The sequence below is a fragment of the Streptomyces sp. NPDC015661 genome (assembly GCF_043077765.1).
Taxonomy (GTDB): domain Bacteria; phylum Actinomycetota; class Actinomycetes; order Streptomycetales; family Streptomycetaceae; genus Streptomyces.
In genome coordinates, this window is the sequence record NZ_JBIBST010000002.1 from 248,001 (window position 1) to 272,734 (window position 24,734).

17 protein-coding genes and 5 pseudogenes are annotated in these 24,734 nt (G+C 71.1%); 13 read left to right on the forward strand and 9 right to left on the reverse strand.

The features are described from left to right. Positions 1–350: 350 nt before the first annotated feature. The 3 genes and pseudogenes from ACF07V_RS05740 to ACF07V_RS05750 all read left to right on the forward strand — a co-directional run. Entirely contained in the window at positions 351–1,004 is a 654-nt protein-coding gene (locus tag ACF07V_RS05740) for a HemK2/MTQ2 family protein methyltransferase (protein ID WP_392152356.1), read from the forward strand. A 179-nt stretch (positions 1,005–1,183) separates the two neighbouring features. After that, positions 1,184–1,387, forward strand: coding sequence for a CDGSH iron-sulfur domain-containing protein (locus ACF07V_RS05745; protein ID WP_392151626.1), 204 nt, complete (start codon positions 1,184–1,186; stop codon positions 1,385–1,387). Positions 1,388–1,524: 137 nt separating this feature from the next. Further along, positions 1,525–2,199: pseudogene (locus ACF07V_RS05750) on the forward strand (iron-containing redox enzyme family protein); the annotation flags it as partial. 600 nt (positions 2,200–2,799) lie between these two features. Here ACF07V_RS05750 and ACF07V_RS05755 read toward each other — a convergent pair. Next, a pseudogene (locus tag ACF07V_RS05755) lies at positions 2,800–3,278 on the reverse strand (hypothetical protein). Beyond that, positions 3,235–3,615: pseudogene (locus tag ACF07V_RS05760) on the reverse strand (phosphoketolase); the annotation flags it as partial. The pseudogenes ACF07V_RS05760 and ACF07V_RS05755, both read right to left, overlap by 44 nt. A gap of 574 nt (positions 3,616–4,189) precedes the next feature. On the opposite strand from ACF07V_RS05760, the pseudogene ACF07V_RS05765 reads away from it, so the two are divergent. After that, a pseudogene (locus ACF07V_RS05765) lies at positions 4,190–4,360 on the forward strand (transposase family protein); the annotation flags it as partial. 6 nt (positions 4,361–4,366) lie between these two features. Here the strand turns inward: ACF07V_RS05765 and ACF07V_RS05770 are convergent. From ACF07V_RS05770 to ACF07V_RS05780, 3 genes are all read right to left on the reverse strand, one after another. After that, positions 4,367–5,911 carry a class I adenylate-forming enzyme family protein gene (locus ACF07V_RS05770; RefSeq protein ID WP_392151627.1) on the reverse strand — a complete coding sequence of 515 codons (1,545 nt, stop codon included), beginning with the start codon at positions 5,909–5,911 and terminating at the stop codon, positions 4,367–4,369. A gap of 93 nt (positions 5,912–6,004) precedes the next feature. After that, positions 6,005–7,690 carry an amidohydrolase gene (locus tag ACF07V_RS05775; RefSeq protein ID WP_392151628.1) on the reverse strand — a complete coding sequence of 562 codons (1,686 nt, stop codon included), beginning with the start codon at positions 7,688–7,690 and terminating at the stop codon, positions 6,005–6,007. Between the two features lie 190 nt (positions 7,691–7,880). Next, a complete protein-coding gene (locus tag ACF07V_RS05780) occupies positions 7,881–8,924 on the reverse strand; it encodes an AsnC family transcriptional regulator (protein ID WP_392151629.1) in 1,044 nt (347 codons plus the stop codon). Between the two features lie 151 nt (positions 8,925–9,075). Between ACF07V_RS05780 and ACF07V_RS05785 the strand changes: the two genes are divergently transcribed. From ACF07V_RS05785 to ACF07V_RS05805, 5 genes are all read left to right on the forward strand, one after another. Continuing rightward, entirely contained in the window at positions 9,076–10,635 is a 1,560-nt protein-coding gene (locus ACF07V_RS05785; protein WP_392151630.1) for an ABC transporter substrate-binding protein, read from the forward strand. Beyond that, positions 10,635–11,666: an ABC transporter permease gene (locus ACF07V_RS05790; RefSeq protein WP_392151631.1), complete on the forward strand. Its 1,032-nt coding sequence runs from the start codon at positions 10,635–10,637 to the stop codon at positions 11,664–11,666. The genes ACF07V_RS05785 and ACF07V_RS05790 overlap by 1 nt, the downstream gene beginning before the upstream one ends. Next, a complete protein-coding gene (locus ACF07V_RS05795) occupies positions 11,663–13,573 on the forward strand; it encodes a dipeptide/oligopeptide/nickel ABC transporter permease/ATP-binding protein (RefSeq protein WP_392151632.1) in 1,911 nt (636 codons plus the stop codon). Before ACF07V_RS05790 ends, ACF07V_RS05795 begins: the two co-directional genes overlap by 4 nt. A 2-nt stretch (positions 13,574–13,575) precedes the next feature. Continuing rightward, positions 13,576–14,334 carry an ABC transporter ATP-binding protein gene (locus tag ACF07V_RS05800; RefSeq protein ID WP_392151633.1) on the forward strand — a complete coding sequence of 253 codons (759 nt, stop codon included), beginning with the start codon at positions 13,576–13,578 and terminating at the stop codon, positions 14,332–14,334. A gap of 67 nt (positions 14,335–14,401) precedes the next feature. Beyond that, positions 14,402–15,595, forward strand: coding sequence for a M20 family metallopeptidase (locus ACF07V_RS05805; RefSeq protein WP_392151634.1), 1,194 nt, complete (start codon positions 14,402–14,404; stop codon positions 15,593–15,595). A 221-nt stretch (positions 15,596–15,816) separates the two neighbouring features. On the opposite strand, the gene ACF07V_RS05810 is transcribed toward ACF07V_RS05805, so the two are convergent. The 3 genes and pseudogenes from ACF07V_RS05810 to ACF07V_RS05820 form a co-directional block, all read right to left on the reverse strand. Next, positions 15,817–16,167, reverse strand: coding sequence for a cyclophilin-like fold protein (locus ACF07V_RS05810; RefSeq protein WP_392151635.1), 351 nt, complete (start codon positions 16,165–16,167; stop codon positions 15,817–15,819). A 203-nt stretch (positions 16,168–16,370) separates the two neighbouring features. Then, positions 16,371–17,026 (reverse strand): annotated as a pseudogene (locus ACF07V_RS05815) (SDR family NAD(P)-dependent oxidoreductase); the annotation flags it as partial. 91 nt (positions 17,027–17,117) lie between these two features. Beyond that, positions 17,118–18,134 carry a zinc-dependent alcohol dehydrogenase family protein gene (locus ACF07V_RS05820; protein WP_392151636.1) on the reverse strand — a complete coding sequence of 339 codons (1,017 nt, stop codon included), beginning with the start codon at positions 18,132–18,134 and terminating at the stop codon, positions 17,118–17,120. Positions 18,135–18,394: 260 nt separating this feature from the next. On the opposite strand from ACF07V_RS05820, the gene ACF07V_RS05825 reads away from it, so the two are divergent. From ACF07V_RS05825 to ACF07V_RS05840, 4 genes are all read left to right on the forward strand, one after another. Then, a complete protein-coding gene (locus tag ACF07V_RS05825) occupies positions 18,395–19,297 on the forward strand; it encodes a helix-turn-helix transcriptional regulator (protein WP_392151637.1) in 903 nt (300 codons plus the stop codon). Continuing rightward, entirely contained in the window at positions 19,294–20,019 is a 726-nt protein-coding gene (locus ACF07V_RS05830; protein WP_392151638.1) for an SDR family NAD(P)-dependent oxidoreductase, read from the forward strand. The genes ACF07V_RS05825 and ACF07V_RS05830 overlap by 4 nt, the downstream gene beginning before the upstream one ends. 145 nt (positions 20,020–20,164) lie before the next feature. After that, positions 20,165–21,436, forward strand: a complete 1,272-nt coding sequence (locus ACF07V_RS05835) for a multidrug effflux MFS transporter (protein ID WP_392151639.1) — start codon at positions 20,165–20,167, stop codon at positions 21,434–21,436. Between the two features lie 64 nt (positions 21,437–21,500). Next, entirely contained in the window at positions 21,501–22,490 is a 990-nt protein-coding gene (locus ACF07V_RS05840; RefSeq protein ID WP_392151640.1) for an aldo/keto reductase, read from the forward strand. 757 nt (positions 22,491–23,247) lie between these two features. Here the strand turns inward: ACF07V_RS05840 and ACF07V_RS05845 are convergent. Beyond that, entirely contained in the window at positions 23,248–24,399 is a 1,152-nt protein-coding gene (locus tag ACF07V_RS05845; protein WP_392151641.1) for a peptidoglycan recognition protein, read from the reverse strand. Positions 24,400–24,734: the final 335 nt, after the last annotated feature.

A 24,734-nucleotide genomic window follows, 5' to 3' on the forward strand; every position in this document is an offset into this window, starting at 1 on the left:
CGGAAAACGGTGGCGTCCGGGGCGAATGTGCAAACTACGGGATCGCGGGTAGGCGCAGCGCATGATCGCCTCAGGCCGCATCGCGGCCTCCGCTTTCCCGCCCTTCTTCCTGATCCTCGTCGGCGTGGTCGTCGTGATGCTGCTCGTCGCCGCGTTCTGGTACGGCACCGGACGCGCGGCGGCCCGCAATGACCCCGGCGCCCGACCGTCCGATCAGGGCCCCGCCGCCCGGGCCCGACGCGCGTCATGGCAGACGCCCGACGACGCAGACCCCCGGAAGCGCCCACGACCCTTCACGACAGACCGGGAGGCAGCCCGTGCCGAACACTGCCCTGATACACACCGGCCCCATGCCGCGCCTGATCGCCCTTCCGGGCGTGTACCGGCCCCAGGCCGACACCCTGCTGCTCGCCGGTGCCCTGGCCCGCGAGCCCCTGCGCCCAGGTTGCGAGGTCGTCGAGATCGGAACCGGTACCGGCGCGCTCGCGCTGCGAGCGGCGGCCAGAGGCGCCGTGGTCACAGCGGTCGACATCGCGTGGCCCGCCGTGCTGGCCGCCCGGCTGAACGGATGGCGCCATCGCCTGCGGCTGCGCATCCTTCACGGCGATTTCGCCACCCGGACCCGGGGGCACCGCTTCGACCTGATCCTGGCCAACCCGCCCTACGTCCCCTGCCCCGACGCCCGGCTCCCCACCCGGGGGTGCCGACGCGCCTGGGACGCCGGGAGGAACGGGCGAGCCGTCATCGATCGGATCTGCGCGGCCGCCCCGAACCTGCTGCGGCCTGGAGGCGTCCTCCTGATGGTCCACTCAGGGATGTGCGGGGCGCAGGAGACCCTTGAGCGGCTGTCCCGGAACGGAATGTCTGCGCAGGTCACCGAACGAGTCTCGGTGCCCTGGGGGCCGGTCCTGCGCTCACGCAGGACCTGGCTTCAGGAGCAAGGCCTGGCTGAGGACGGCGACGAGCAGGAGGAACTGGTGATCGTCCGTGCCCGGTACAGCTGAGCGGGGCGGCGCTCCGCAGGAGCCGGTCGGACGGACCCCCCGCTCCCGGCGCACCTGCCGGCGCGGAGGGCTAGAGCACCCCCCGTTGTGGGCAGTCGTTCCGCTGGGGCGGAACGGGTGGGCACGACGGACGGCGCCCTTGCCGGCGCCCGAGGCTTTCGCGCCTGAACCCGCACCCCGTGTGTGGCCGTAGAACGCTCCGGCCGGTCCTGGTCGAAGGCCCGGTAGAGACCGCCCTGGACGACGGCACGACCACACGGTCGGACCGCTTCATGGTCGCCGTCTGCACCTGCCGCCGCAGCCGTACGTACCCCTGGTGCGACACCAGCCACCGCCCCCGCGCACGCACGACCCCGGCACCCGAGGACAGGAACGAGCCATGACCGTATCCGCCCACCCGGCCCCCGTGGCCCCGACCGCTCCCGCGCTGGTCGAGGGACGCGAGCCGCTGTCGCGGGCCTGACGGGCGCCCTGCGGAGCCGTCGGGCGAGGACCTCCAGCTCGCCCCCCTACCTGCCGCGAGCTGTGGCAGCTGCGCGAGTACGCGGCCCTGCGCTCCTTGAAGGAAGCCGACCCGCACGCCTGCCTGGGTGATCCCCCGGCTCAGCGGCCGGGCCAAGGCCGCGATGGTCGCCATGGAATACGACGAATTCAGATCCGGCCACGCCCGCCTCTTCGCCGACCTCATGCGCGCCCCCGGCCTCGACACCACGTACGTCCGCTGCCTGGACCATGCCCCGGCGCCCCTGCTCGCCGCCGTCAACCCGATGTCCCTCCTGGGTCTCCACCGCGCCCTCCGCGGGTACTGGTCGGAGACTTCGCGTGCGTGGAGGTCACCTCGTCGCCCGGATCGCGGCGGCCGGCGAGGGCCATGCGCAGGTGCGGTGCACCCGGCAGCCGAGCACTTCTACGCCGAGCACGTAGAAGTAGAAGCCGACGCCGTCCACGCACAGGTCGTACAGCGCGAGGTCATCGGCGGGCTCCTCGCCGACGAACCGGAGTGGCGGACGTCGCGTTCGGCTGCGCCGCCACCGTCCTCCTGGAAGACCGGCTCGCCGCGCACATCCGCGGCGAGTGGAGCAAGGAGCGCTCGGCCTTGCGCGGGCCCCCGGGCCGGCAGGAGCCCGCGGTCGGCAGAGGCCCGCCCGGAAAGGACGGCGCTCTGCCCTCTCACGCCGGTCTGGCGTCGCAGTGAACGAAATGACAGCCGTGACCGTCCGGCTGAGGCATTCACCGCCCGTCGTCTTGCTCGTGGGCCTCGGCCCCCTTCAGCCTCCGTGTTTCCTCGGCAGACCTGCCTGAGGAGGGGTCGGCCTCAGGGGTTTCTGGGTGGTCAGGACCCGGGTAGTCCCGCACCTGTTCCTCCCGTCCCGTGCCGGGCTTCTGACGCTTGTGCTCCATGCCTTTCATAGAGCGCCTCCTCGCACTTCTCGTGATACAAGGCTCTCCGCGTCCGGCGGCTGCGAGATGGTCGTTGAGATAGACCCCGCCAAGAGGCGCAGCCGCTCCGTGGAGGGCTGAGTACAGGGTTCTGTGCTGGGGAGTCGGGACTTCATGGCCATTCCCGATCGCTCGGGTTTCCGCTGCCGACACGGACTCGCGCGCCGTGCGCGAAGCCTCATCCCCGTACCTCGCGCCGCTCACGGCGCCGCTCAGGGCGAAAGGTCCCTGACCGGACTGCGAGTCCTCGAACCCGCACGATGGGCGCGTGCCCCCGCTCATCGGGCACAAACCCGGCGGGTGGGCCCCGGCCTCAGGGCCCTGGAGGCACGACTATCCGGGGGCCGGGCGGGTGCTATGGCCTGGAGCGAGGTGGCCAGGCATAGAAGTCCGGTCGGGGGCAGGTGGTCTGGCACACGGAAGGTGCCGACAGGGGACGATCGTCGGGTATGCCGTGCGGGTGGCGCTCTCGCGGGGTGAGCGCGCACAGGTCGACGATGTTGACGACACGGATCGCCGCGTCGGGCAGGTCGCGGTTCAGGAGCTGGGCGGCAGCCAGGGTATCCACCGTGGGGATGCCGCCGACGCAGGTGAGGACGAGTTCGGGTTCGGTGCCGCGGTGCGGGAGGCCCAGGGCCACCCGGAGGCGCCGACAGTGCAATGGGCACGGGCTTCGGCCAGGTCGAGCCATTGGGCGGCCTCGTGTTTCCCGAACACCACGCCATTGGGCGGCCTCGTGTTTCCCGGACACCACCACGTTGACCTTGCAGGTCTCGTCGAGGAGCCGGTCCATGACGGCGAGCAAGGTGTTGGCGTCGGGCGGAAGGTGAACACCGGTCACCGACGGGTGCTTGGTCAGCAGGTTGTCGATGAAGCCGGGGCCTCGGCGGCTGTAGCCATCGCGCTCTTGGCGCCAGCCCTCGCCGGTGAGCAGGTACGTCAAACTCCTGGCCGGTGACCTCTACGGCACCTCCGCGGACATCTTCAGTCACTTCGCGTACTGGTTGACCATGCTGTCGACGATGGAGGCGAAGGTCTCGTAGGTCGGGAAGAGGCCGCGCCGGCCGGTCTGGAGGTAGCCCTGCAGCCCGCCCCGGCAGACCATCGCGTCCGCCATCGTGCTCTGGAGCGGTAACCCGCGCGAGGCCCAGCCTTCTCTGCCGAGGCGCATCTTCGGCAGACAGGGCGACCGGTCATCACGCGCGGCCTCCGCTGCCTGACAGGACGTGGTCTGCGATCCGCTCCAGGACCGCCACGTCAAGCACAGGGGCTTGTTGCAGCCAGTGTTCGAGCCATTGCGTTTTCGTCATCATGCCTGGTCGGCCTCCTGTCACCCCTACGGAGTTACGTCAAACTCCGCACACGCGGCCTTCGGCGCCTGCAAGCAGTCGGGCGTGGGCCGTGAGACGCACAAGATGATGCTGGACCACTACCAGCAGACGAAGAACCTCTTTTGCAGCTATTCCCCGAAAGCGATTGGGTTCTTCTAGACCGACCGCCAAGTCGAGCTCCCCGAAGGGGACTATTTTCCCGAAGCCAGTCCCGAAGAGTCACCCACCGACAGATTCATCACGTTAGGTGCGGAAGGGTGCCACTCAGTCGCGCCTCGCGGACCATTCACGGACTAGACTCCCGCCCGGGGTGGGGCAGGCGACAACCGACGGGACGGCCGGCCGGACCCGCCGCTGCGCAGGCAGCGCGGCCTGCACCCGCACTGCCCCTCGTACGCCAAGCACCCCGCGGCCGTCACCCCCACCCAGCGCACCGTGAACCGCGCCCTGGCCCAGGCCAGAGCCCCAGTCGAACGCGCCATGGCGCGACTGAAGCCCTGGCAGATTTCCGGCAGATCCCACATCAGCCCCAACCGCATGAGCGTCATCGCCAAGGCCGTCCTCACCCTGGAGAGGCAACGCTGAAGATGCTCAGCTGACGGTGGTGGGTCCTGACTCCGTGAGCCACGTGCGGATGTCGTGTTTGGTCAGCTTGCCGGAGGGGTTGCGGGGGAGGGCTGGAACGGTGACTGCCATGCGGGGGAGCTTGTAGCGGGCTAGCTTTTCGCTCAGGTACTCCCTGAGTTCCTCAACCGGGATGTCCGTTCGATCGGTGCTCACACAGACGGCGACGACGGTCTCGCCCCACTCGGGATGGGGTCGGCCGACGATGGCGACGTCGGCAATGCGGGGGTGACCGCGCAGTGCTTCTTCGACCTCCTGGGAGTGCACGTTCTCCCCGCCCACGATGATCACGTCCTTGAGTCGGTCCACGATGAAGAGGTAGCCGTCCTCGTCGACGCGGGCGAGATCGCCGGTGCGGAACCAGGGCCCGGAGAAGGCCTCGGAGGTTGCCGTGGGGTTGTCGAGATACTCCGTCATGCGCGTCTCCGCGCGCAGCCAGATCTCGCCCGTCTCGCCCGATTCGGCGTCCTGGCCGTCGGACTTGACTACCCTCAGGTCGACACCGGGGATTCCGCCACGGCCGACGGAGCCTGCTTTGCGGAGCTGTTCGTGCGGGTGCAGTGCCGTTCCGATGGGTCCCATCTCGCTCATGCCGTAGACCTGGAAGAACTGGTCGGTGCGGTAGGAGCGGATGACAGCCTGCGCTGCCTCGCGGCCCATCGGCGCGCCACCGTACAGCCACTTGGTGACGGTGGAGAGGTCGAAGTCGGCAAGGGACAGCTTGCCGGCGCGTTCGAGTTGGATCGGGGCGAGGTAGGCGATCGGGGCGCCGAAGAAGGCTGTGGCCCGGTGGCGTGCGGCCGCGTGCAGGAAACCGACGGCGTCGTGGCTGCGTTGTAGAACCGTGGTGGCGCCGAGGAAGACCATGGTCAGCAGCCAGTCGTTCAACGGGGCGGCGTGCCAGATCGGCATGGAGAGCAGGAACCGCTCCTCACTGGTGAACCCGAGGGCACTGGTGATCAGCGGGCCGATGGCGGAGAGCGTGCGGTGGGTGTGCACGCAGCCCTTGGGGGAGCTGGTCGTGCCCGAGGTGTAAAGGATCTCGGCCGGCGTCGCGTCGTCCTGGGTCACCGGGGCCGGCACCGGGTCGGTCGCGGCGGTGAGCGCGTCGAAGTCGGCCAGTCCGGCGACGGCCCGCTCGGTGGTCAGCCAGGTCGCCGCGGGGCTCGCCGCGGTGGCCGTGGCGGCCAGGTCGGCGGCCACGACACCGAGGACGGCGCCGCTGTGCTCCATCGCGTAGCGGGTCTCGGTCGTCGTGAACTTGTGATTGACCGGTACCAGCACGCCTCCCGCGAACCAGGCCCCGAAGGCGGCGATGACGAAACCGGGCGTGTTGAACGTCATCACCGCCACGCGGTCGCCCGGGCGCAGGCCGGCGTCGATGAAGACCTGTGCCGCGCGACGTGACAGGTCCAGCAGGCGCCCATAGGCGATCGCCTGGTCGTCGGTGACGAGCGCCTCCTTGTCGGGCGCGAGTCGTGCGGCTCGTTCCAGCATGGCGGTCAGATGCACGTGAACGTCCTCGTGTCGGGTCCAACGGATGTCGTGTCGTCGGTGGGGGCGGGCACCGGTCGCCCGGCGGGCGGACCGGGTGTCCGCCCCGGGCTACGACTGTGGCCGGGAGGCTGCGTCCGAGACCGCGTGGACGCGCCGGCCCTCCAGGTAGGTGGCCAGGACCGCCAGGTCGGCGATCTTCTCCGGGTCGACCGTGCGCGGGTCTGCCTGAAGTACCGCCACATCGGCGTACTTGCCGACCTCGAGCGAGCCGATGACGTCCTCGGCGAACAGTTGCCAGGCGGCGTCGATCGTGACCGCGCGCAGCGCCTCGTCGGGGGTGAGGGCCAGGTCGGCGCCCAAGGTCCGGCCGCTCTCGGCGGTGCGGCGGGTGACGGCCATTCCGACGCTGCGCAGCGGTTCGAGCGGTGTCACCGGTGTGTCGTTGTGCAGGGAGATGCGTATCCCCGCGTCCACGGCGGTGCGGGCCGCCATCCACCGGTCGACCACGTCGCGGCCGAACAGGTGGTCGGCCATGGAGTCGCCCCAGAAGTGGAGCGACGTCGGGAAGAGTGACACGGTGACGCCGAGGGCCGCCGCCCGGCGGAACTGATCCGGGCGCATGCTGGAGGCGTGCTCGATTCTGAGGCGGTGGTCTGCGCGCACACCGGGGCGCCGGAGCGCCTGGTCCCAGGCATCGAGGACCACGTCGATCGCCGCGTCGCCGATGGCGTGGCAGGCGATCTGCCAGCCCTGGTCCAAGTAGCCCTCGGTGATCTCCCGGATCTGCTCGGCGTCGTAGGTCGGCGGCACGGTCCGACCTGCGGGAAGTCCGAGTTCGTGCAGCTCGTGCGTGTCGCAGTAGGCGAAGGTGGTGGCGATGGTGCCCACGAGCGCGCTGCCGTCAGCCCACAGCTTGATCCCGATCTGTCGCACCATGTCGTTGCCGTGGAACGGGCTCACGGTGGAGTGCGTGTCGGGACGTGCGGGCTCGTAGCAGCGCACGCGCAGGCTGAGTGCTCCCGCGTCGGCTACGTCCATCAACGGCTGCAGCAGGAAGGGGAACATGCCCATTTCGCTCATGGCGGTCACCCCGGCGCGGTTGGCGCGCCCCGCGCCTGCCCTGAGCGCGGCGGGAAGGTGCTCGGGCAGAAGCGGCAGGAAGATCGGTGCGACGATCGCCAGGACGGCGGGCTCCTCCTCCGCCGAGCCGTCGAGACGGCCGTCGGCTGTACGCCCGAAGTGGCCGCCGACCGGGTCGGGGGTGTCGTCGCCGATCCCTGCCAGGGCGGCGGCAGCGGAGTTGAACCACACGGTGTGTGAGCTGGTGTGCAGAAGGGCCATCGGGTGGTCGGGGGACATCCCGTCCATCCACGCCAGGGTCGGTTCGGGCAGTCCAGGCCGGGACATCCGGTCCCATCCGACGAACACCGCTCCCTGAGCGCCGCGTTCGGCGACGGTCCGAGTGATGATCTCGATGACTGCCTCCGCGTCCGGCGCCTCGCTGGGCCGGATGCCGACGAAGGGGGGCGCGCTCATGACGGCATCCTGTACGAAGTGCCCGTGCGCCTCTACGAATCCCGGCAGCACCGCGGCGTCACCGTAATCGACGATCCGGGTGTCCGGCCCGGCCTGGGTGCCGAGGACCTCGTCGCGTGAACCGACGGCGGTGATCCGGCCGGATCGTACGGCCAGCGCCTCGGCTTCGGGCTGTGCCCGGTTCATCGTGATCACGCAGCCGAGGAGGATCAGATCCGCGTCCGGCTGATCGCTCGGTTCCTGGGTGCGGGTACGCATGCTTGCCACAGTCGGTGGCCTTCCTTGCACGGGGGTTGGCGGTGTCGGGTGTTCGGGGGCCCGACCAGGTCTGATCGGCTCTGGGGCGGGATCCACCCGGGTCAGGGCCCCGACCGTACGTACAGGGCAGCCGCACTCCCTGCACTCCGCATGAAACCGGCGCTTCCGGCCCGGCTGACGCACGAATCCGTCAGGCCGTGGCGGAGCCGTCGGCCTCTTCCGGCTCGACGACGGCCCACACGTCCATGGCGACGTGTCCGCGGGCACTTCCCCGCGCGCTGATGAGCCGGCCCGTCCGCTTGACGGTGCGGAGGGTCACCGCTCGCCGCAGGACCCGGAGTCCCGGGATGCGTGCGGCCAGGTCCGCCTCGTACCCGGTCAGGTCCGACAACCGGTGGAACCACACGGCGGCGGCCAGGTTCGCCTCTGAGGCCACGGTCGCGGAGAGTCGTGTCATCCGGTGCGCGGCCACCACCTCCGCGGCGGCGGCCAGCTGCGCCGGCGGCACCGACATCAGGACCGACGCGCCGTCCTGCCAGCCAGCCGCGGGAAGAGCGACGTCGCACCGCAGCACCGCCCGGCCTCCGGCCAGCATCGCGGAGAGCATGCGGCGCACCGTCCGCTCGCCCTGGCCGGTCATGGCGGCCAGGTCCCTGTACGACGCGCGACCGTCCTCGCCCAGGGCCAGCATCAGCCGCCGCTCACCGGGGTCGAGCTCCGTGCCGTCGCCCGTCCCGCTCGGGCCGGACAGACCGCGGCGCTGCTCGCGACTGAGCGCGTCGAACTGCCACTGGCTTCCCTCCCGGTACATCCGCTGCACCGGGTGCACCCGGCTCGCGACGATCCCCGGCAGCCGGTCGAGCAGCAACACGTACTCCGCCAGCGCGACCGGGCTGTGGACGCACACCGTCAGCAGCAGATCGCATCCGCCCGCGATGATCTCGACGCTGAACGCGAACGGGTGCCGCGCGATGCGTGCGGCCAGTTCCTCGCGCAGCGCCGGAACGCAGTCGAGCTCGATCAGGGCGACCGAGACGAAGTCGATCTGCGAAGGTCCGAGGTAGCAGGAGATCCAGGCGTGGCCGCCGTCACGCAGCCGGGCCCAGCGCCTGGACAGTGTGGCCGCATCGACCCCGAGCGGCCCGGCCAGCTGGGCCCAAGGAGCTCGTGGGGACAGCTGAAGCGCCGTGATCAGCTCCAGATCCAGTTCATCGAGTGCGTCAGTTTCGCGCATCCCGAACCTCCCAAACTGCGGTTTCGTGCATTTCGGGGAGCCTAGCCGGTCGCCCTCCCAGTCTGTGCCGCAAGTCGGTGCCCCCCACCGCTCTCCAGTGCGGTCCCCACACGCACCCCCGACCTGCAACTTTCTACCCAGGAGCCGAGCAATGCCCAAGAAATGGACTTTCCTGGTGGCCGCCGCGGTCGCCGCGACTGCCTCCGCATGTACCACCTCCACAGGTTCCGCGACGGGCTCCCCGGCCGGGGACGCGCCCGGAAGCGGCACCATCCGCGCCGCTCTCACCTCGGACGTCACCACCTTCGACCCCGCGAAGGCCACCGGCGCCTCGGACGACATCCTGGCGCAATTGCGGTACCAGACCCTGGTCGCCCGCGACTCCGACGGCAAGGTCCTGCCGGCGCTGGCCGAGAGCTGGACCCAGGCACCGACCGTGGTCACGCTGACCCTGCGCGCCGACGCGACCTGCTCGGACGGCAAGTCCCTGACCGCGTCCCAGGCGGCCGCGTCACTGAGGCGCTACGCCGATCCGGCCACCGGCTCGACGGCTTCCGCGATCGTGTTCGGGCCCGAGGGCAAGCCGACGTTCGCCGCCGACGACGCCGCGCGCACGATCACGGTCACCGTCGCCCAGCCGTGGTCCGACCTGCTGCCGGCGCTGTCCAGCGTCCAGACCGGCATCGTCTGCTCTCCCGGGCTTGCCGACCTCAAGGCCCTCGCGGCCGGTGACGTGCCCGGCGCGGGCACCGGCGCCTACACGCTCGCCGACGTACAGCGCGGGGCGGCCTACGGCCTCGACCTTCGCCCGGACTTCAAGTCCTTCCCCACCTACGCCCAGCAGCCGCCCGGCGCCCCGGCCCGTACCCTGCGCTTCTCCGTCGTGAACAACGAGTCCACGATCGCCAACCAGCTCCAGACCGGCCAGCTGGACTTCGCCCCGCTCACCGGCCCCGACGCCGCGCGCTTCACGGACCAGGCGAAGTACACGACCCTGGCCGTGCCGCTGATCCGCTTTTTCGTCACGTTCAACGAGCGGCCCGGACACCCGGGTTCGGATCCGGCCGTTCGCAAGGCGATCGCCCAGGCCCTCGACCCCGCCGCGTTCGACAAGGTCTTCGGCGGCAAGGGCCGGCTGATGGCGAGCTACGTGGACCCGTCGGCACCGTGCGCGAACACCGACGCCTCGGTGCTCACCGCACCCGATCCCGCTGCCGCCGAGGCGGCGCTCACCGGCGTACGGATCAAGGTGACCGGTCCCAACGCCGTGGCGGGCGGCGCTGGCAACGACTACGTGCAGGCCGCGCTGAAGGCGGCGGGCGCCGACGTCACCCTGAGCAACCTGGACAACGCCACGTGGGCCACCAACACGCTGGGGAACAAGGGCGAGTGGGACGTCAACGTGTTCGCCTACATCTCCGGCAGCCTCACCTACGGGGCGGCCTACTTCACCGGCGCGGAGCCCCCGGCCGGACGCAACTTCGGCGCGGTGGACAACCCCGCGTTCCTGAGCGGCTTCGCCGAGGCACTGGAAACGGTCGACCCGAAGGCCAAGTGCGCCGCGTGGACCGACGCGCAGCGCGCCCTGCTCGCGGCGCACGACATCGTGCCGCTGTCGACGGTCAACGTCTCCTACGTCTCACGCAAGGGCATCGCCGTCGCCGCGCCCGACGGCATGATGGACGCCGGCTCCCTCCGGATCGACGGCTGATGGCCACCCAACCGTCCATCCCCGCACCCGCGCCGGTCCCGGCCCCCGCCCCGGGAAGACGTCGGCTCGCCCGGGTGTTGACCGCGCCCGGCCCGTGGGGAGTGTTCCTCCTGCGGCGGCTCGGCGGGCTGCTCGTCGTGGCCGCGGTACTGGTGACCGCCACCTTCGCGATGGTCCAGCTGATCCCGGGCGACCCGGCCCGCGTCGTCGCGGGCCCGGATGCCAGTCCCGAGGCGCTCGTCGCCACCCGGCATCAGCTCGGCCTGGACCAGCCGCTGCTCGGACAACTCGTCGACTACGTCACAGGCCTGCTGCGCGGCGACCTGGGGACGTCGTTCCAGACCAAGGAGAGCGTGCTCGACATCGTCGCGACGCGGCTTCCGTTCACCGCCGAGCTCGCCGTCGGCGCCGTCCTTCTTTCCCTGCTGATCGCGGTTCCGCTCGGGATGATCACCGCCGTGCGTTCCAGCGGGCGCGCCGACACCGGGTTCAGCATGCTGACCGGACTCGGCGGGGCCGTGCCGGAGTACGTGCTCGGCACGCTGCTCGTGGTGCTCTTCGGCATCGGGCTCGGATGGCTCCCGGCAGCCGGGGCGGCGACGCCGGGCTCGCTGGTCATGCCCATCGCGGCCCTGGCCGTACCCGGGACCTGCGCCATCGCCCGGATCGTGCACCGTGAGACGGCCACGGTACTGGCCCAGGACTACATGCGGACCGCGCGTGCCCGTCGTCTGCCGCCACTTCGGATGTACGCGCGACACGCGCTGCCGAACCTCCTGACCTCGACGCTGACCCTCGGCGGGCTGATCCTGGCCGGGCTGCTCGGCGGAACCGTCGTGGTCGAGTCCGTGTTCGCCTGGCCCGGGATCGGGAGCCGCGTCGTGGACGCGATCCTCGCCCGCGACTACCCGGTGGTCCAGGGATGCGTGCTGACCCTCGGCCTCCTCGCCGCCGTCCTCAACCTGCTCGTGGACGTACTGCTGGGAGTGCTGGACCCCCGAACCCTGATCACCGGTGGAGGTGAGTCGTGAAGCGCTGGAACACCTCACTGCGGATCGGCGTCGGCGGCATGGCCGCGATCGCGCTCCTGGCGGCCGTCGCCCCGCTCGTGTGGGACGGTGAAGCCGAGGAACTGGGCGCCGGCCCCTCGCGGGCAGCCATGAGCTCCGCGCACTGGCTGGGTACGGACGCGCTGGGCCGCGACCTCTTCGCGCGGACGATGGTGGCGACCCGGCTGACGCTGGAGATGTCGCTGGCCGCGGCCGCCCTGGCCTCTCTCCTCGGGGTGCTGCTGGGCAGTGCCGTGTGGGTCTCCGGGCCGGGGCTGCGCCGGGCCGGCCTGCGGGTGATCGACGTCGCGGTGTCCTACCCCGCCCTGATCCTCGCCCTCGTGGTGGCCGCCGTGGCCGACGCCGGCCCGGTCGGCGCCGTGTGCGCCATCGGCATCGGTGGCTCGCCGTCCTTCGCACGGCTGACCGCCAACCTCGCGGCGTCGGTCGCGGGGCGGGACTACGTCGCCACGGCGCGGCTGCTGGGCGTCCCACCATGGCGGGTGCTGACGCGGCATCTGCTGCCGAACATCTCCGGACCGCTCCTGGTCCTGCTGTCCGTGGCATTCGCGCAGTCCTTGACCGCTCTGTCGGCACTCTCCTTCCTGGGACTCGGCGTGCAGCCCCCCGACTACGACTGGGGCGCGCTGCTGGGCACGGGGCTGAAGTCGGTCTACACCAACCCCGTCGAGGCCCTGGGACCAGCCGCGGCGATCACGCTGACCGGGGTGCTGGCCGGGCTGGTCGGCGACGGGCTGGCGGCCCTCGTCGATCCGCACTCCAGCGCGGGGAGCCGTTCGCGAAAGGCACGCTCGAAGCGGCCGCACCCCGTCGCGACGCCTGCGGACGGCCATGCGCACACGGTGGCGTCGCGCGAGCTCTCCCGCACGGAGGCGACAGCAGCACCGGACGCCGACGACGCGGTGCTCCACGTGGACGGACTGACCGTCCAGAGCGAGGACGGCACGATGCTCGTCGACGGAGTGAGCTTCACGATCGGCCGCGGCGAACGGCTCGGGCTGGTCGGCGAGTCCGGCTCCGGAAAGAGCCTCACCGCCATGGCCGTCGCACGGCTGCTGCCCACCACACTGCACGCCGAGGCGTCACGGCTCGACCTGTCCCCGGAGTCCGGCGGCCCCGCGGTGGACCTGATCGGCGCCGACGTTCCGGCCACCCTGCTAGCCACCGGGATCGGCGTGGTCTTCCAGGACACTTCCTCGTCCTTCAACCCGGCCCTGCGGATGGGAGGTCAGCTGACGGAGACGATCCGGGTCCACGGGAAGGTACCGGCCACCGCGGCCCGGAGCAGGGCGGTGGCGGCCCTGGAACGCGTCCACATCAGGGCTCCGGAAACGGTGGTCCGGCAGTATCCGCACCAGCTGTCCGGCGGCATGCGGCAGCGCGCCATGATCGCCGCCGCGCTGCTCACCGAACCGCACCTGCTGATCGCCGACGAGCCGACGACCGCCCTGGACGTCACGGTGCAGGCCGAGGTGGTGAGCCTGCTCAACGAGGTCACCATCGAACGCGGTCTGGCGACGCTGTTCATCTCGCACGACATCGGTGTGGTCGGCGCACTGTGCACGCGCGTACTGGTCATGTACTCCGGCCGCGTGGTGGAGGAACTTTCCGCCGCGGCCCTGACCGCCGGGCGCGCACGGCACCCCTACAGCAGGGCCCTCCTGGCGGCGACGCCGAAGCCGATGGGCGCGGACGGGTCCGGGCCGCTCGCCACCATCCCCGGTCGGCCGCCCGTGCCACACGCGAGACCCGCCGGGTGTTCCTTCGCCCCGCGCTGCGCGGAGGCGCTCGACATCTGCCACACGGACCGGCCCCGGCTGCTGGACGGCGTCGCGTGCCACGCCGTGGTGAGGAAGGACGCCTCATGAAAATGGAGTTCGACAACCTGACGGTATCGTTCGGCCACGGGGCCGCAACCAGGACCGTGCTGGACGCGGTCAGCGTGGGCGTACCGGAACGGCGTACCGTCGGCCTGGTCGGCGAGTCCGGATCGGGCAAGTCGACGCTCGCCAAGGCCGCCCTCGGCCTGGTCCGGGCGACCGGCGGGACCGTGCGGCTCGACGGCCGCGACCTCGCCGCACTGCGCAGGGGCCACGCCGCGGCGGTCCGACGCTCCGTCCAGCTCATCTCGCAGGATCCGTACGCCTCGCTCGACCCACGGCTGACCATCGGTCGTTCGATCGCCGAGGCCATCGACCCGGTCCGTGCTGATGTACGCAAGCACTCCAGTGCCGTGGCCCGCTGGCTGGAGACGGTGGCGCTGGACCCATCCGCGGCCGGGCGTCTGCCGCACGAGTTCTCCGGCGGACAGCGGCAGCGCATCGCCATCGCGCGGGCACTGGCGGCGGAGCCGGCGATGGTGATCGCAGACGAGATCACCTCTGCCCTGGACGCCTCGGTCCAGGCCGAGGTCCTCAACCTGCTCGCCGCTCTGCGTGACCGGCTGGGCCTGACGATGCTCTTCATCTCGCACGACCTCGCCGTCGTCCGCCACGTCTGCGACGAGGTCGTGGTGCTCCGGCACGGCAGCGTGATCGAGCAGGGCCCGACACGCGACATCTACGAGCGTCCTTCGCACCCGTACACCCGAACGCTGCTGGCCAGTGCCGCGCTGACCGCGCACCAGTAGCGCCCGCCCCGCTGGCGGCGGATCCCTTGTCCGCCGCCAGAACCCACGACCCCCGAAGAGGAGACACATGCCGAGCTACCTGCAGCAGGCCGAGTCGATGTCCACCGAGCTCGTCGAGCTGCGGCACTCACTGCACCGCGAACCTGAACTCGGCCTGCACCTCCCCCTCACCCAGGCCAAGGTCCTCACGGCCCTCGACGGACTCCCCCTGGAGCTCACGACAGGCAAGCGGCTGACGTCCGTCGTGGCCGTCCTGCGCGGCGGGCGGCCCGGCCCCGTGGTTCTGCTCCGCGGCGACATGGACGCCCTTCCCGTGCGTGAACTGGCGGACGTCCCCTACGCGTCGCGGATCGACGGGGTCATGCACGCCTGCGGCCACGACCAGCACACCGCGATGCTCGCCGGCGCGGCACGACTGCTCTCCGCCCGCCAGGACGAACTGCCCGGGACCGTGGTCTTCATGTTCCAGCCCGGGGAGGAGGGCGAGGACGGTGCCCGCCTGATGATCGAGGAAGGCGTCCTGGAAGCCGGCGATACGCCGCCGGTCGCCGCCTACTCCCTCCACGTCGTGTCGAGCGGGGCCCCGGTGGGCGCGATCGGGGGCCGGGCCGGCACCACCATGGCCGGGAGCGCCGACCTGCACGTCACCGTCCGGGGCAGGGGTGGTCACGGCTCCGCCCCGCACCAGGCCGCGGATCCCGTGCCGGTCGCGGCCGAGATGGTCACCACCCTCCAGACCCTCGTCACCCGGACTGCGAACGTGTTCGACCCGGTCGTGGTCACGGTCGGCACCTTCCACGCGGGAACCCGCACCAACGTGATCCCGGCCGAGGCGACCTTCGGCGCCACGGTGCGCGCGACCTCCGAGGCGGGAATGGCGGCCATCCTGGACCGGGCCCGGAAACTGTGCGCGGGCATGGCCTCGGCGCACGGGCTCACCGCCGACGTGCTCGTCGACACCGTGTACCCGGCAGTGGTCTGCACACCGGAGGCCGTCGACCTCGGCGAGGAGGTGGCGGACGCGATCCACGGCCCCGGCTCTTTCCTGCACCTGCCCACGCCGGCCATGGGATCGGAGGACTTCTCACGGATCCTCGCCCGCGTGCCGGGCGCCCAGTTCCTGGTGGGCGCCCAGCCACTGGCCTCCGCTGCCGACGCGCCCTACAACCACTCCCCGCACGCGGTCTTCGACGACGGCGCGCTTCCCGTCGGGACGGCGCTGTTCGCCGAGCTGGCCGACCGGCGCCTCCGCCAGGGCTGAGCACGAAGTCCTCGCCCGCTCCCGCTGACAGGGGGAACGGGCGAGGACGCGCCGACGTCAACGGCCGGCCGCCTACTGGTTCCGGTACATCCGGGCGACGAGGAAGGCCAGGTCGAGGGATTGGCTGCGGTTGAGGCGTGGGTCGCACGAAGCTGGGCCCGCCGCAACGCGCTCGCGCCTGCGGGCCGAACCTGACGAGAGCACTGATGGCTGGTGTCCGGTCAGGAGCGAGCCTCTATGCGGATGCGTTCGGCGGTGGCGAGCCGGTCGGTGTCGCTGGGGTCGCTGAGGCGGCCGAGAATGACCAGGTTCGGGGAGTGCTCGCCGTCGCGGTGGAACAGGGCGAGGTTTCCCCAGGGCGCGTAGTAGGCGAGGTCGCCGGCCTTGGGGTGGGAGGCGTCCGGCGCTCCGGTGGTGTCCAGCTTGCGGGGCGGGTATCCGATCCGCTCGGTCTGGTGGAAGTCCTCCACGTCCAGGGTGAGCGGCAGCAGGGACACGAGGTCGCGTGCGGTGGTGCTGTCGTTCAGGGTGGCGTCGACGGCGTGGCCGTCGATGGTCAGGCGGATGTTCATGGTGGTGTTCCCGTCGGACGGATCGGTGGGAGGCGCGCTGCTCGACGCCGTCGGCTGATCAGGAGATGCGCCGGCCGCGGGCCTGTCCGGAGAAGAAGTGGTGCAGGCCGTCAGGGCTACGAGCAGTGCGGCGGCGGGCAGGGCACGGGCAGTGGTGCGGAGGGCAGTGGCACGGGGCATGGCGGAGACCCGGTTCGGTCGGTCAGGGGCGCGGCGTAGTGCCGGAAGCCGCTGCGTTCGGTGTGGAGGGATATAGGCGTTCCGCCAGGATGGCGGGGCTGCTGCGCTCGGAGTCGGGCTGGACCGCTCCGGGGACGACGAGCTGGGCGACGTGGATGTTCTCGGGGACGAGAACATCGTGGAGCATCTGTGCGTACGCGCCTTCGGCGGCGCAGGCCATGGAGGTGCCCGCGCGCTCGGGTTGGGGCCGTACAGCGCTGGCACCGTTGACGAAAGGTACGGTGCCGCGGCCCAGGGCGCGCATGCCTGGCAGGACGCCCTGCACGCAGGTGACGGGGCCCTTGACCGAGAAGGCGAGAGCCGCGTCCAGGTCGTGGGCGCCGGTGTCGAGTACCGGCCTCATGAAGTCGGAGCGGGGCACCGGGCTGTACTGGAGGACCTCAATGGGCCCCAGGGTGTCGGCGGCCTCCTTCAGCGCCTCGGTGAGGGAGGCCGGGTCGAGGGCGTCGGCGGTGAAGCCACGGGCGTGGATCCCGTCCCTGGCCGGCTCGGCGACCAGGTTGTCCTGGTGCTGGGCCTTGCGTGAGATGAGGGCGACGCGGTGGCCGGCGGTGCCGAAGCGGCGGGCGGTGGCCAGGCCGAGGCCGGGGCCCGCTCCGACGAGGGCGAACGTGGTCACGGTGGGTCCTTCGCGAAAGGATGCGCGCGACGGGGTGCCGTGGCCGGTCCCTTTGAGGGGCCGGCCACGGCAGTGTCGGCATGGGCCGGGTTCAGGGCTTGAGCAGGGCCTTGATGGCGCGGCGCTCGTCCATGGCCCGGTAGCCGTCGGCGACCTGGGCGAGGGGCAGGGTGAGGTCGAAAACCCTGCCGGGGTCGATGCGGCCGGTGAGGACGCGGTCGATGAGGTCGGGGAGGTAGCGGCGGACGGGGGCGGGGCCGCCACGCAGGCCGACGTGGGAGTAGAACAGCTCCTCGCCGTCGACGGAGACGTCGTGCGGGACACCGACGAAGCCGACGTTGCCGCCGGGGCGGGCCGAGCGGAGGGCCTGGCTCATGGCCTGGGCCGTACCGACGCACTCCAGTACGGAGTCGGCGCCGATGCCGCCGGTCATCTCCTTGATCCGGGCGACGCCCTCCTCGCCGCGCTCAGTGACGATGTCGGTGGCACCGAAGGCGAGGGCCAGCTTCTGCCGCGAGTCGTGGCGGCTCATGGCGATGATGCGCTCGGCACCCATCTCCTTGGCCGCGATCACGCCGCTGAGGCCGACGGCGCCGTCGCCGACAACCACGGCCGTGGAGCCCGGCCGGACCTCGGCGGCGTCGGCGGCCCACCAGCCGGTGCCCATGACGTCCGACAGGGCCAGCAGGCTCGGCCACAGCGACTCGTCCGGCGTCTCGTCGAGAGGGACGAGGGTGCCCTGGGCGTTCGGGATGCGGACGTACTCGGCCTGACAGGTCCCCATGAACTCACGGTTCAAGCAGTTCGACTGGAAGCCGTTGGCGCAGTTGGCGCACGTGTTGTCGGAGGTGGCGAAGGAGCCCACGACGAACTGGCCGGGGGTGAGGCCGGTGACCTCGCCGCCGGTCTCCTCGACGAATCCGACGTACTCGTGGCCCATGGGGTGGGGGTCGCCGGTCTCGTCCAGGCCGCGCCAGGGCCACAGGTCGGAGCCGCACACACAGGTGACGGCCGTCCGGATGACGGCGTCGGTCGGCTGGACGATCTTCGGGTCGTCCAGGGTCTCGAAACGGACGTCGCCGGGGGCGTGGATCACTGCTCCGCGCATGAGGGGTTCCCTTGGGGTGCGAGGGCGCCGGTGGTCGGGTCCACCGGCAGCGAGGGCGGATGGTTCGCCCCGGCCCGTGCGGGGACCGCTGCCCTGCAAAGCCGGGGGGGAGGCGCCGTGTCGCGCCCCTGTTCGAGCGGGCGAGCGCACAGCGCCACGCCGTTCAGGAAACCGCTGTTTCACACGGGCAGCGAGTCACCAGTGAGGGGTGTACCGGCCGTACACCCCTTTGGCGGCGGCGAGGCCGTACCGTCGAAGACATGGACAATCGTGAAGAGGTCCGCGAGTTCCTCACCTCGCGCCGCGCGAAGATCACCCCCGAGCAGACCGGACTGCCCGGCGGCTCCCGGCGCCGCGTCCCCGGGCTGCGGCGCAGCGAGGTCGCCGCCCTGGCCGACATGAGCGTCGAGTACTACGCGAAGCTCGAACGCGGCAACCTCGCGGGCGTCTCCCCGGCCGTCCTCGAAGCCGTCGCCCGTGCCCTCCAGCTCGACGACGCCGAACGCGCCCACCTCCTCCACCTGGCCCAGGCCGCCGACGGCTCCGACGCCCTCACCCGGCCACGACGCAAGGCGGCTCGCTCGTGGAAGCCGCATCGCAGCCTTCAGTGGACTCTGGACGCGATCACTGCAGGGCCCGCTTTCGTACGCAACGGCCGCATGGACCTCCTCGCGGCCAACAGGCTCGCTCGCGCCTTCTACAGCGACATCTACGCCTCGCCCGACAATCAGGCGAACCTCGCCCGCTTCAACTTCCTCGACTCCGCCTCCCGGCGGTTCTACCCCGCCTGGGACGCCGCCGCCGATGTGGCGGTGGCGATCCTGCGTACGGAGGCAGGCCGGAATCCGTACGACAAGGGCTTGCACGACCTGGTGGGCGAGCTGTCCACCCGCAGTGAGGAGTTCCGCACCCGCTGGGGCGCCCACAACGTGCGTCACCACGGCACCGGGACGAAGCGGTTCCACCATCCGGTAGTCGGGGAGCTCACCCTCGCTTTCGAGGGCCTGGAGATGGCCGCCGATCCGGGCCTGACCCTCACCATCTACACCGCTGAGCCCGGCTCCCCCTCCGAAGAGGGCGTGCGGCTGCTCGCCTCCTGGGCCGCCACCGAGCAGAGCGAGCAGACCGAGCCGAGCGCGCGCGGGAATGGCCTTCGGGCATGAGCCGGATCCTGATCACCGGGTCCACGGACGGACTCGGCCGGGCCGCGGCCGAGACGCTCTCGGCCCAAGGGCACACCGTCGTCGTCCACTCCCGCGACGCACGTCGTGCACGTGTCCTCCAGCCGCTTCTCGACCAGGGCGCGGAGCTGGTCGTCGGAGACTTCACCGACCGCGACGCCGTCCGCCGCATCGCGGGCGAAGTGATCAGCTTCGGGCGGCTCGACGCCGTCATCCACAACGCCGGGGTGTGGCGCGGACCGGCCGTCATGCCGGTCAACGTCATCGCCCCCTACCTGCTCACGGCCCTGCTGCCCGACCCCCGCCGACTGGTGTACCTGAGCAGCGGCTCCCATTACGACGGGCGCCCCCGGCTCACCGGAGTCGACTGGCAGGGCACGAGCCCGGGGTCGTACGCCGACAGCAAGCTGTACGTGACGGCTCTGGCCGCCGCGGTGGCGCGGCTGCGACCAGGCGTGCCGAGCAACGCCGTGGATCCGGGCTGGGTCCCGACTCGCATGGGTGGACCGCATGCCCCTGACGACCTCGAACTCGGGCACCGCACGCAGGAGTGGCTCGCCGTCGCCGACGATCCGGAGGCACTGACCACCGGCGGCTACTGGTACCACCGTCAGCTGACGGAACCTCATCCCGCCGTCCACGACGAGCAGTTCCAGGACCGACTCCTCGACGCCCTGGCCGAGGAAACCGGCACCGCCCTCTGACCGGTGCACTGCCGGTACACCCCTCGACGGAAACTCCCTACCCCGAACGGAATGCGGTCTTCTTGAGTGCGGGCGGATCGCCCGCCGTGTCGGGGCACCGCAGTGCCCCGCCTTCCCCTGGATCGTTCTCTCGGATGGGAGTCCTGTGAGCACCCCTGTGATCCCGGACGCGTCGCGCGAGCGGCCGGTCGGACGCGCCCTGGCCGTCGTCCTCGCGCTGCTGACCGTGTTCGGGCCGATCTCGATGGACCTGTACCTCCCGGTCCTGCCCGCGCTGACCGGTGACCTGGGCGCGGCGACCTCGACCGCGCAGCTGACCGTCACCGCCTGTCTGCTGGGTCTCGCTCTCGGTCAGGTCGTGGCTGGGCCACTGTCGGACCGGCTCGGCCGTCGCCGCCCGCTGCTGGTCGGTGTCGCCGCGTACATCGTCACCGCGGTGCTGTGCGCCCTCAGCCCCAGCGTCGAGACGCTGATCGCCGCCCGGTTCCTCCAGGGGCTCGCCGGCGCGGTCGGCATCGTGATCGCCCAGGCCGCGGGCCGCGACCTCCACTCCGGCGCCAAGCTCGTGCGCTACTACAGCCGGCTGACCGTGATCGGCGGGCTCGCCGCGATCATCGGTCCCGTGCTCGGCGGGCAGCTCGCCGCCGTCACCGACTGGCGCGGCCTCTTCCTCTTCCTCGCCGCCGCCGGCGCGGCCATCCTCCTCGCCGTCCTGGTCGTCTTCCGCGAGACGCTGCCCCGGCGGGACCGCACCTCCGGAGACGTCCGGCAGACCCGGCGCGACTTCCGCCGACTGCTTTCCGACCGGGTCTTCCTCGGCTCCGTCCTCGTCATCGGCTTCGTGTACGCCGCGCTCTTCGCCTACCTCAGCGGCGCCACGTACGTCCTCCAGGGCATCTACGGGCTCTCCCCGCAGGGCTACTCGTTCGCGTTCGGCCTCAACTCCCTCGGCTTCATGGCCTTCGGCTTCGCCGCCGGCCGCCTCTCCAGCCGCTGGTCGGAGAAGGGCACCCTGGCGATCGGACTCACCCTGTCCCTGGCCGGTGCGGCAGGCGTGCTCCTCACCGCGCTCGCCCAGCTTCCGCTGCCCGCCATGCTGGCGTCCCTGTTCGTCCTGGTGAGCGGTGCGGCCACGACGACGCCGCCGGCCACCGCCCTCGCCCTGGCGGGCTATCCCGACATCGCCGGTACGGCGTCGTCCCTCCTCGGCCTCGCCCAGTTCGCCTTCGGCGGCATCGCCGCCCCGCTCGTCGGCCTCGGAGGCGCCGGCACAGCCGTCCCCCTCGGCATGGTCGCGGTCGCCGCGGCCGGCCTCGCGGGGGTCGTCTACGCCGTCACGATCCGCCCCGGCACCCGGATCGTGGCACGGGCCGCCGCTCCGGACTCGCCGCGCGACCGCGTGGCGACGGGCGCTTGAACCACCCGTGCCTCGCCATCCGAGCGAAGCGAACTCGGTGCACTTGAAGAAGGAACAAGCAGACGTGAAATACGCACATCTCGGCCGGAGCGGTCTGCGGGTCGGCCGTGTCGCGCTCGGCACGATGAACTTCGGCGACGCGACCGATGAAGCCGAGAGCTTCAGGATCATGGACGCGGCGGTCCACGCGGGCGTGAACCTGTTCGACACCGCCGACGTCTACGGCGGCCCGCAGACCCCCGACATGGAGCAGGGCTTCGGCGTCTCCGAGGAGATCATCGGCCGCTGGCTCGCCCAGGGCGGCGGCCGGCGCGACAAGATCGTCCTGGCGACCAAGCTGTACCAGCCGATGGGCCCCGGCCCGAACGACAAGTACCTCTCCGCGTACAAGATCCGCCGCGCCGCCGAGGCCAGCCTGGGCCGACTCGGCACGGACCACATCGACCTCTACCAGATGCACCACATCGACCGGTCGACTCCGTGGGAGGAGATCTGGCAGGCGACGGAACAGCTGGTCCGCGAGGGCAAGGTCACCTACATGGGCAGCAGCAACTTCGCCGGCTGGCAGATCGCCACCGCCCAGAACGCCGCCACCGCCCGCCATTTCATGGGCCTGGTCTCCGAGCAGAGCCTCTACAACCTGACGGCCCGCACGATAGAGCTGGAGGTGATCCCGGCGCTGCGGTACTACGGCATGGGCCTCATGCCGTGGAGCCCGCTGGGCGGCGGCCTGCTCGGTGGCGTCCTGCAGAAGATCGAGGGCGGCCGGCGCACCTCCCCGCACATGCAGCAGACCGTCGAGAAGTACCGGCCGCAGCTGGAGGCGTACGAGAAGCTGTGCGCCGACATCGGCGAGCAGCCCGCCAACGTGGCCCTGGCCTGGCTCCTGCACAACCCCGTGCTCAGCGCCACGATCGTCGGCCCCCGCACCGTCGACCAGCTCACCAGGAATCTGGGCGCCCTCGACGTCACCCTGGGCGAAGACACCCTCGCCAAGCTGGACGAGATCTGGCCCGGCCCCGGCGGCGAAGCCCCCGAGGCATACGCCTGGTGACAGACCGACTCGCCCGACCCCGCCCCGAAGGAAGCAGGCCCTGCCCGACCCCGCCCCGAAGGAAGCAGGCCCTGCCCGACCCCACCCCGAAGGAAGCAGGCCCTGCCCGACTCGACCACCGACGAACTCGGCCGCATCGAACGGAACAGGGAGCCGGCGACGGCATCGCTCGACGGCGACGGCACACCCCGCGCGGCCCGGTCCGTCTGGGTCGTGCGCGACGGCGACGCCTTGTTCGTCCGCTCCTACCCCGGATGGCGCAGGCGTCTGCTTCCGGACCGCGCGCAGGACCCACACGACCCGTACCGCCCCCGACTGTGTCAGCAGGGACGAACCGCAGCGCCCGGTCCATCGGGCAGGCCCTGGTCGCCTTCCTCCTCGATCAGCCCGTGATCCGCTCCAGGCTCGCCCCTGAGAGGCCCGGAGCCCGTTTGCAAACAGTGATCGAGCCACTCTAGAGGCAGGGCAGGGCATGGGGCGCCTGACCAGGTGAAACCTGCGTCAGGCGCCCCTCTCGGCATGCCCCTGGATCACCCGTCGAAATGCACTCTCACTCCCGATCGGTCCCACTGGCACCCCAGCCCTGACCAGCTGTCCGGAGCATTTCCGGGCCAGAAGGCGGGTCAAGCGTCCAGCAGCCAGAGGTCGCCTTCGGAACAGGTGATCCACGGAACATCGCAGTTGCTGCTGACCGTGTATTCGGCGGCCTGAGCCGGTGTGGCGGTGACCAGCAGCCCGATACCGGCAGCGGGCGAGGTCAGCCCGTCTGCGCCGCCGAGGCGAGTGTGCGGATGACGGACAGATCGGCATACAGATGGTTGCCGGGGCACTCGGTCGGGTACCCGTCGCGGTGGCCCGAGATCCGGTTCAGGGTGACCCTCTGACCCTTGGTGTACTTGCCGTTGTCGGCGGCCGCGGCGAGGACGACGGTGCCGGCGGCGTCGTAGCCGTACAGGCCGAGCTTCCAGGCAGCGACCCCAGCCACCGCGTCGAGCACGGGCTGCGAGGAGATCGCGTCGTTGTAGTTGCCGAGGACGGCAACACCGGTGGTGTCCGTGTTGAAGCCATAGGTCTGCGCGCCAAGGACCGGCTTGTCGATGCCGCCCGCGCGCCCCTCGAAGACGGTGCCGCACTTGTCGACGAGGAACTGGTAGCCGATGTCGTTCCAGCCCTGGCTCTGCACGTGGTACAGGAAGATCGCGCGGATGATGTCCGGGGACTGGTCGCAGGTGTAGTCGTTGGTGCCCGCAGTGTGGTGGGCGAACACCACCTTGGTGTCTGTGGTGTACGTCGGCGGGTCCTTCACCAGCGACTCGTCGGCATTCCAGCCGGAACGCGGGACAACAGCGGGCTGCGGAGCCGTGCTCGCTGTGGCCGTGGCCGTCGTCGTAGCGGTTGTGGCGGCGTACGGCGTGGCCGAGGCCGCGGCCGCCTCCGGGTCCACCAGCTCCACCCGCAGCCCGTCGGGCAGCTTCGACAGCTTTCCGTGTTGCCCGGTCACCCGGACCTGGACACCGTCGGACGGCCCGGTCCACAGCGGCTGGGTTCCGGCACGCACCCTGCCGGTTTCGGCGGCGGTCCCCACCTCGGGCGTACGCACGTCGAGTTCGAGCTCATGCCAGCCGGACCAGACACCGGTGACGCTGTCGCGGGTACGGACCTGAGCCGTTCCGCCGAGCTCAGCGCGCGGGTCGGCCCAGGTGACGCCGAGCATGCTGAACGGCGTGGTCGTCCGAGCGGACAGCGCGCGCTGGGCGGGGTCGGCACCGTGCAGCGCGATGCTCCGCACTCCGGCCGGAATCTGCGCCGCCGGCGCCACCGGGGAGGTGAGACCGAGGGTCGCAAGGGTGACGGCGGTGGCCGCCACGATCCTGGCCGTACGGCGGAAACGGAAGGGGTGCGGGGTCACTGGGCTCCTTCAGGGGCTGGGGATGATTCGAGGATGGGGAGTTCACTGCCGCACGTGGTCCGGCCGAAGGCCCCGGTGGCGATGGCGCGTTCGGTCCTGCGGTACGAGATGTCGGGCGCGCCTCACCGAGCGCCTCGTAGCCACCCCTTGAGTGAACGCGGCGTTGAGGCACCCGGAAACCCTTGTGACATCCGGGGTTTCGGATTCATCTGGTCTTCCCGGCAGCTCGGCCGTTGGCATGGCGGTGCTCTCTGTCGATGGAAAATCACCCGGGTTATACATCATCGGATTCAACGAATGCCAGGCAGCGGAAAAGTCGGACATGACGACCCTGA

Coding starts and splice junctions, on each gene's coding strand:
- ACF07V_RS05740 (WP_392152356.1), top strand. CDS start 351: ATGCCGCGCCTGATCGCCCTTCCGGGCGTGTACCGGCCCCAGGCCGAC.
- ACF07V_RS05775 (WP_392151628.1), bottom strand. CDS start 7,690: ATGCGTACCCGCACCCAGGAACCGAGCGATCAGCCGGACGCGGATCTG.
- ACF07V_RS05780 (WP_392151629.1), bottom strand. CDS start 8,924: ATGCGCGAAACTGACGCACTCGATGAACTGGATCTGGAGCTGATCACG.
- ACF07V_RS05785 (WP_392151630.1), top strand. CDS start 9,076: ATGCCCAAGAAATGGACTTTCCTGGTGGCCGCCGCGGTCGCCGCGACT.
- ACF07V_RS05790 (WP_392151631.1), top strand. CDS start 10,635: ATGGCCACCCAACCGTCCATCCCCGCACCCGCGCCGGTCCCGGCCCCC.
- ACF07V_RS05800 (WP_392151633.1), top strand. CDS start 13,576: ATGGAGTTCGACAACCTGACGGTATCGTTCGGCCACGGGGCCGCAACC.
- ACF07V_RS05805 (WP_392151634.1), top strand. CDS start 14,402: ATGCCGAGCTACCTGCAGCAGGCCGAGTCGATGTCCACCGAGCTCGTC.
- ACF07V_RS05810 (WP_392151635.1), bottom strand. CDS start 16,167: ATGAACATCCGCCTGACCATCGACGGCCACGCCGTCGACGCCACCCTG.
- ACF07V_RS05820 (WP_392151636.1), bottom strand. CDS start 18,134: ATGCGCGGAGCAGTGATCCACGCCCCCGGCGACGTCCGTTTCGAGACC.
- ACF07V_RS05825 (WP_392151637.1), top strand. CDS start 18,395: ATGGACAATCGTGAAGAGGTCCGCGAGTTCCTCACCTCGCGCCGCGCG.
- ACF07V_RS05830 (WP_392151638.1), top strand. CDS start 19,294: ATGAGCCGGATCCTGATCACCGGGTCCACGGACGGACTCGGCCGGGCC.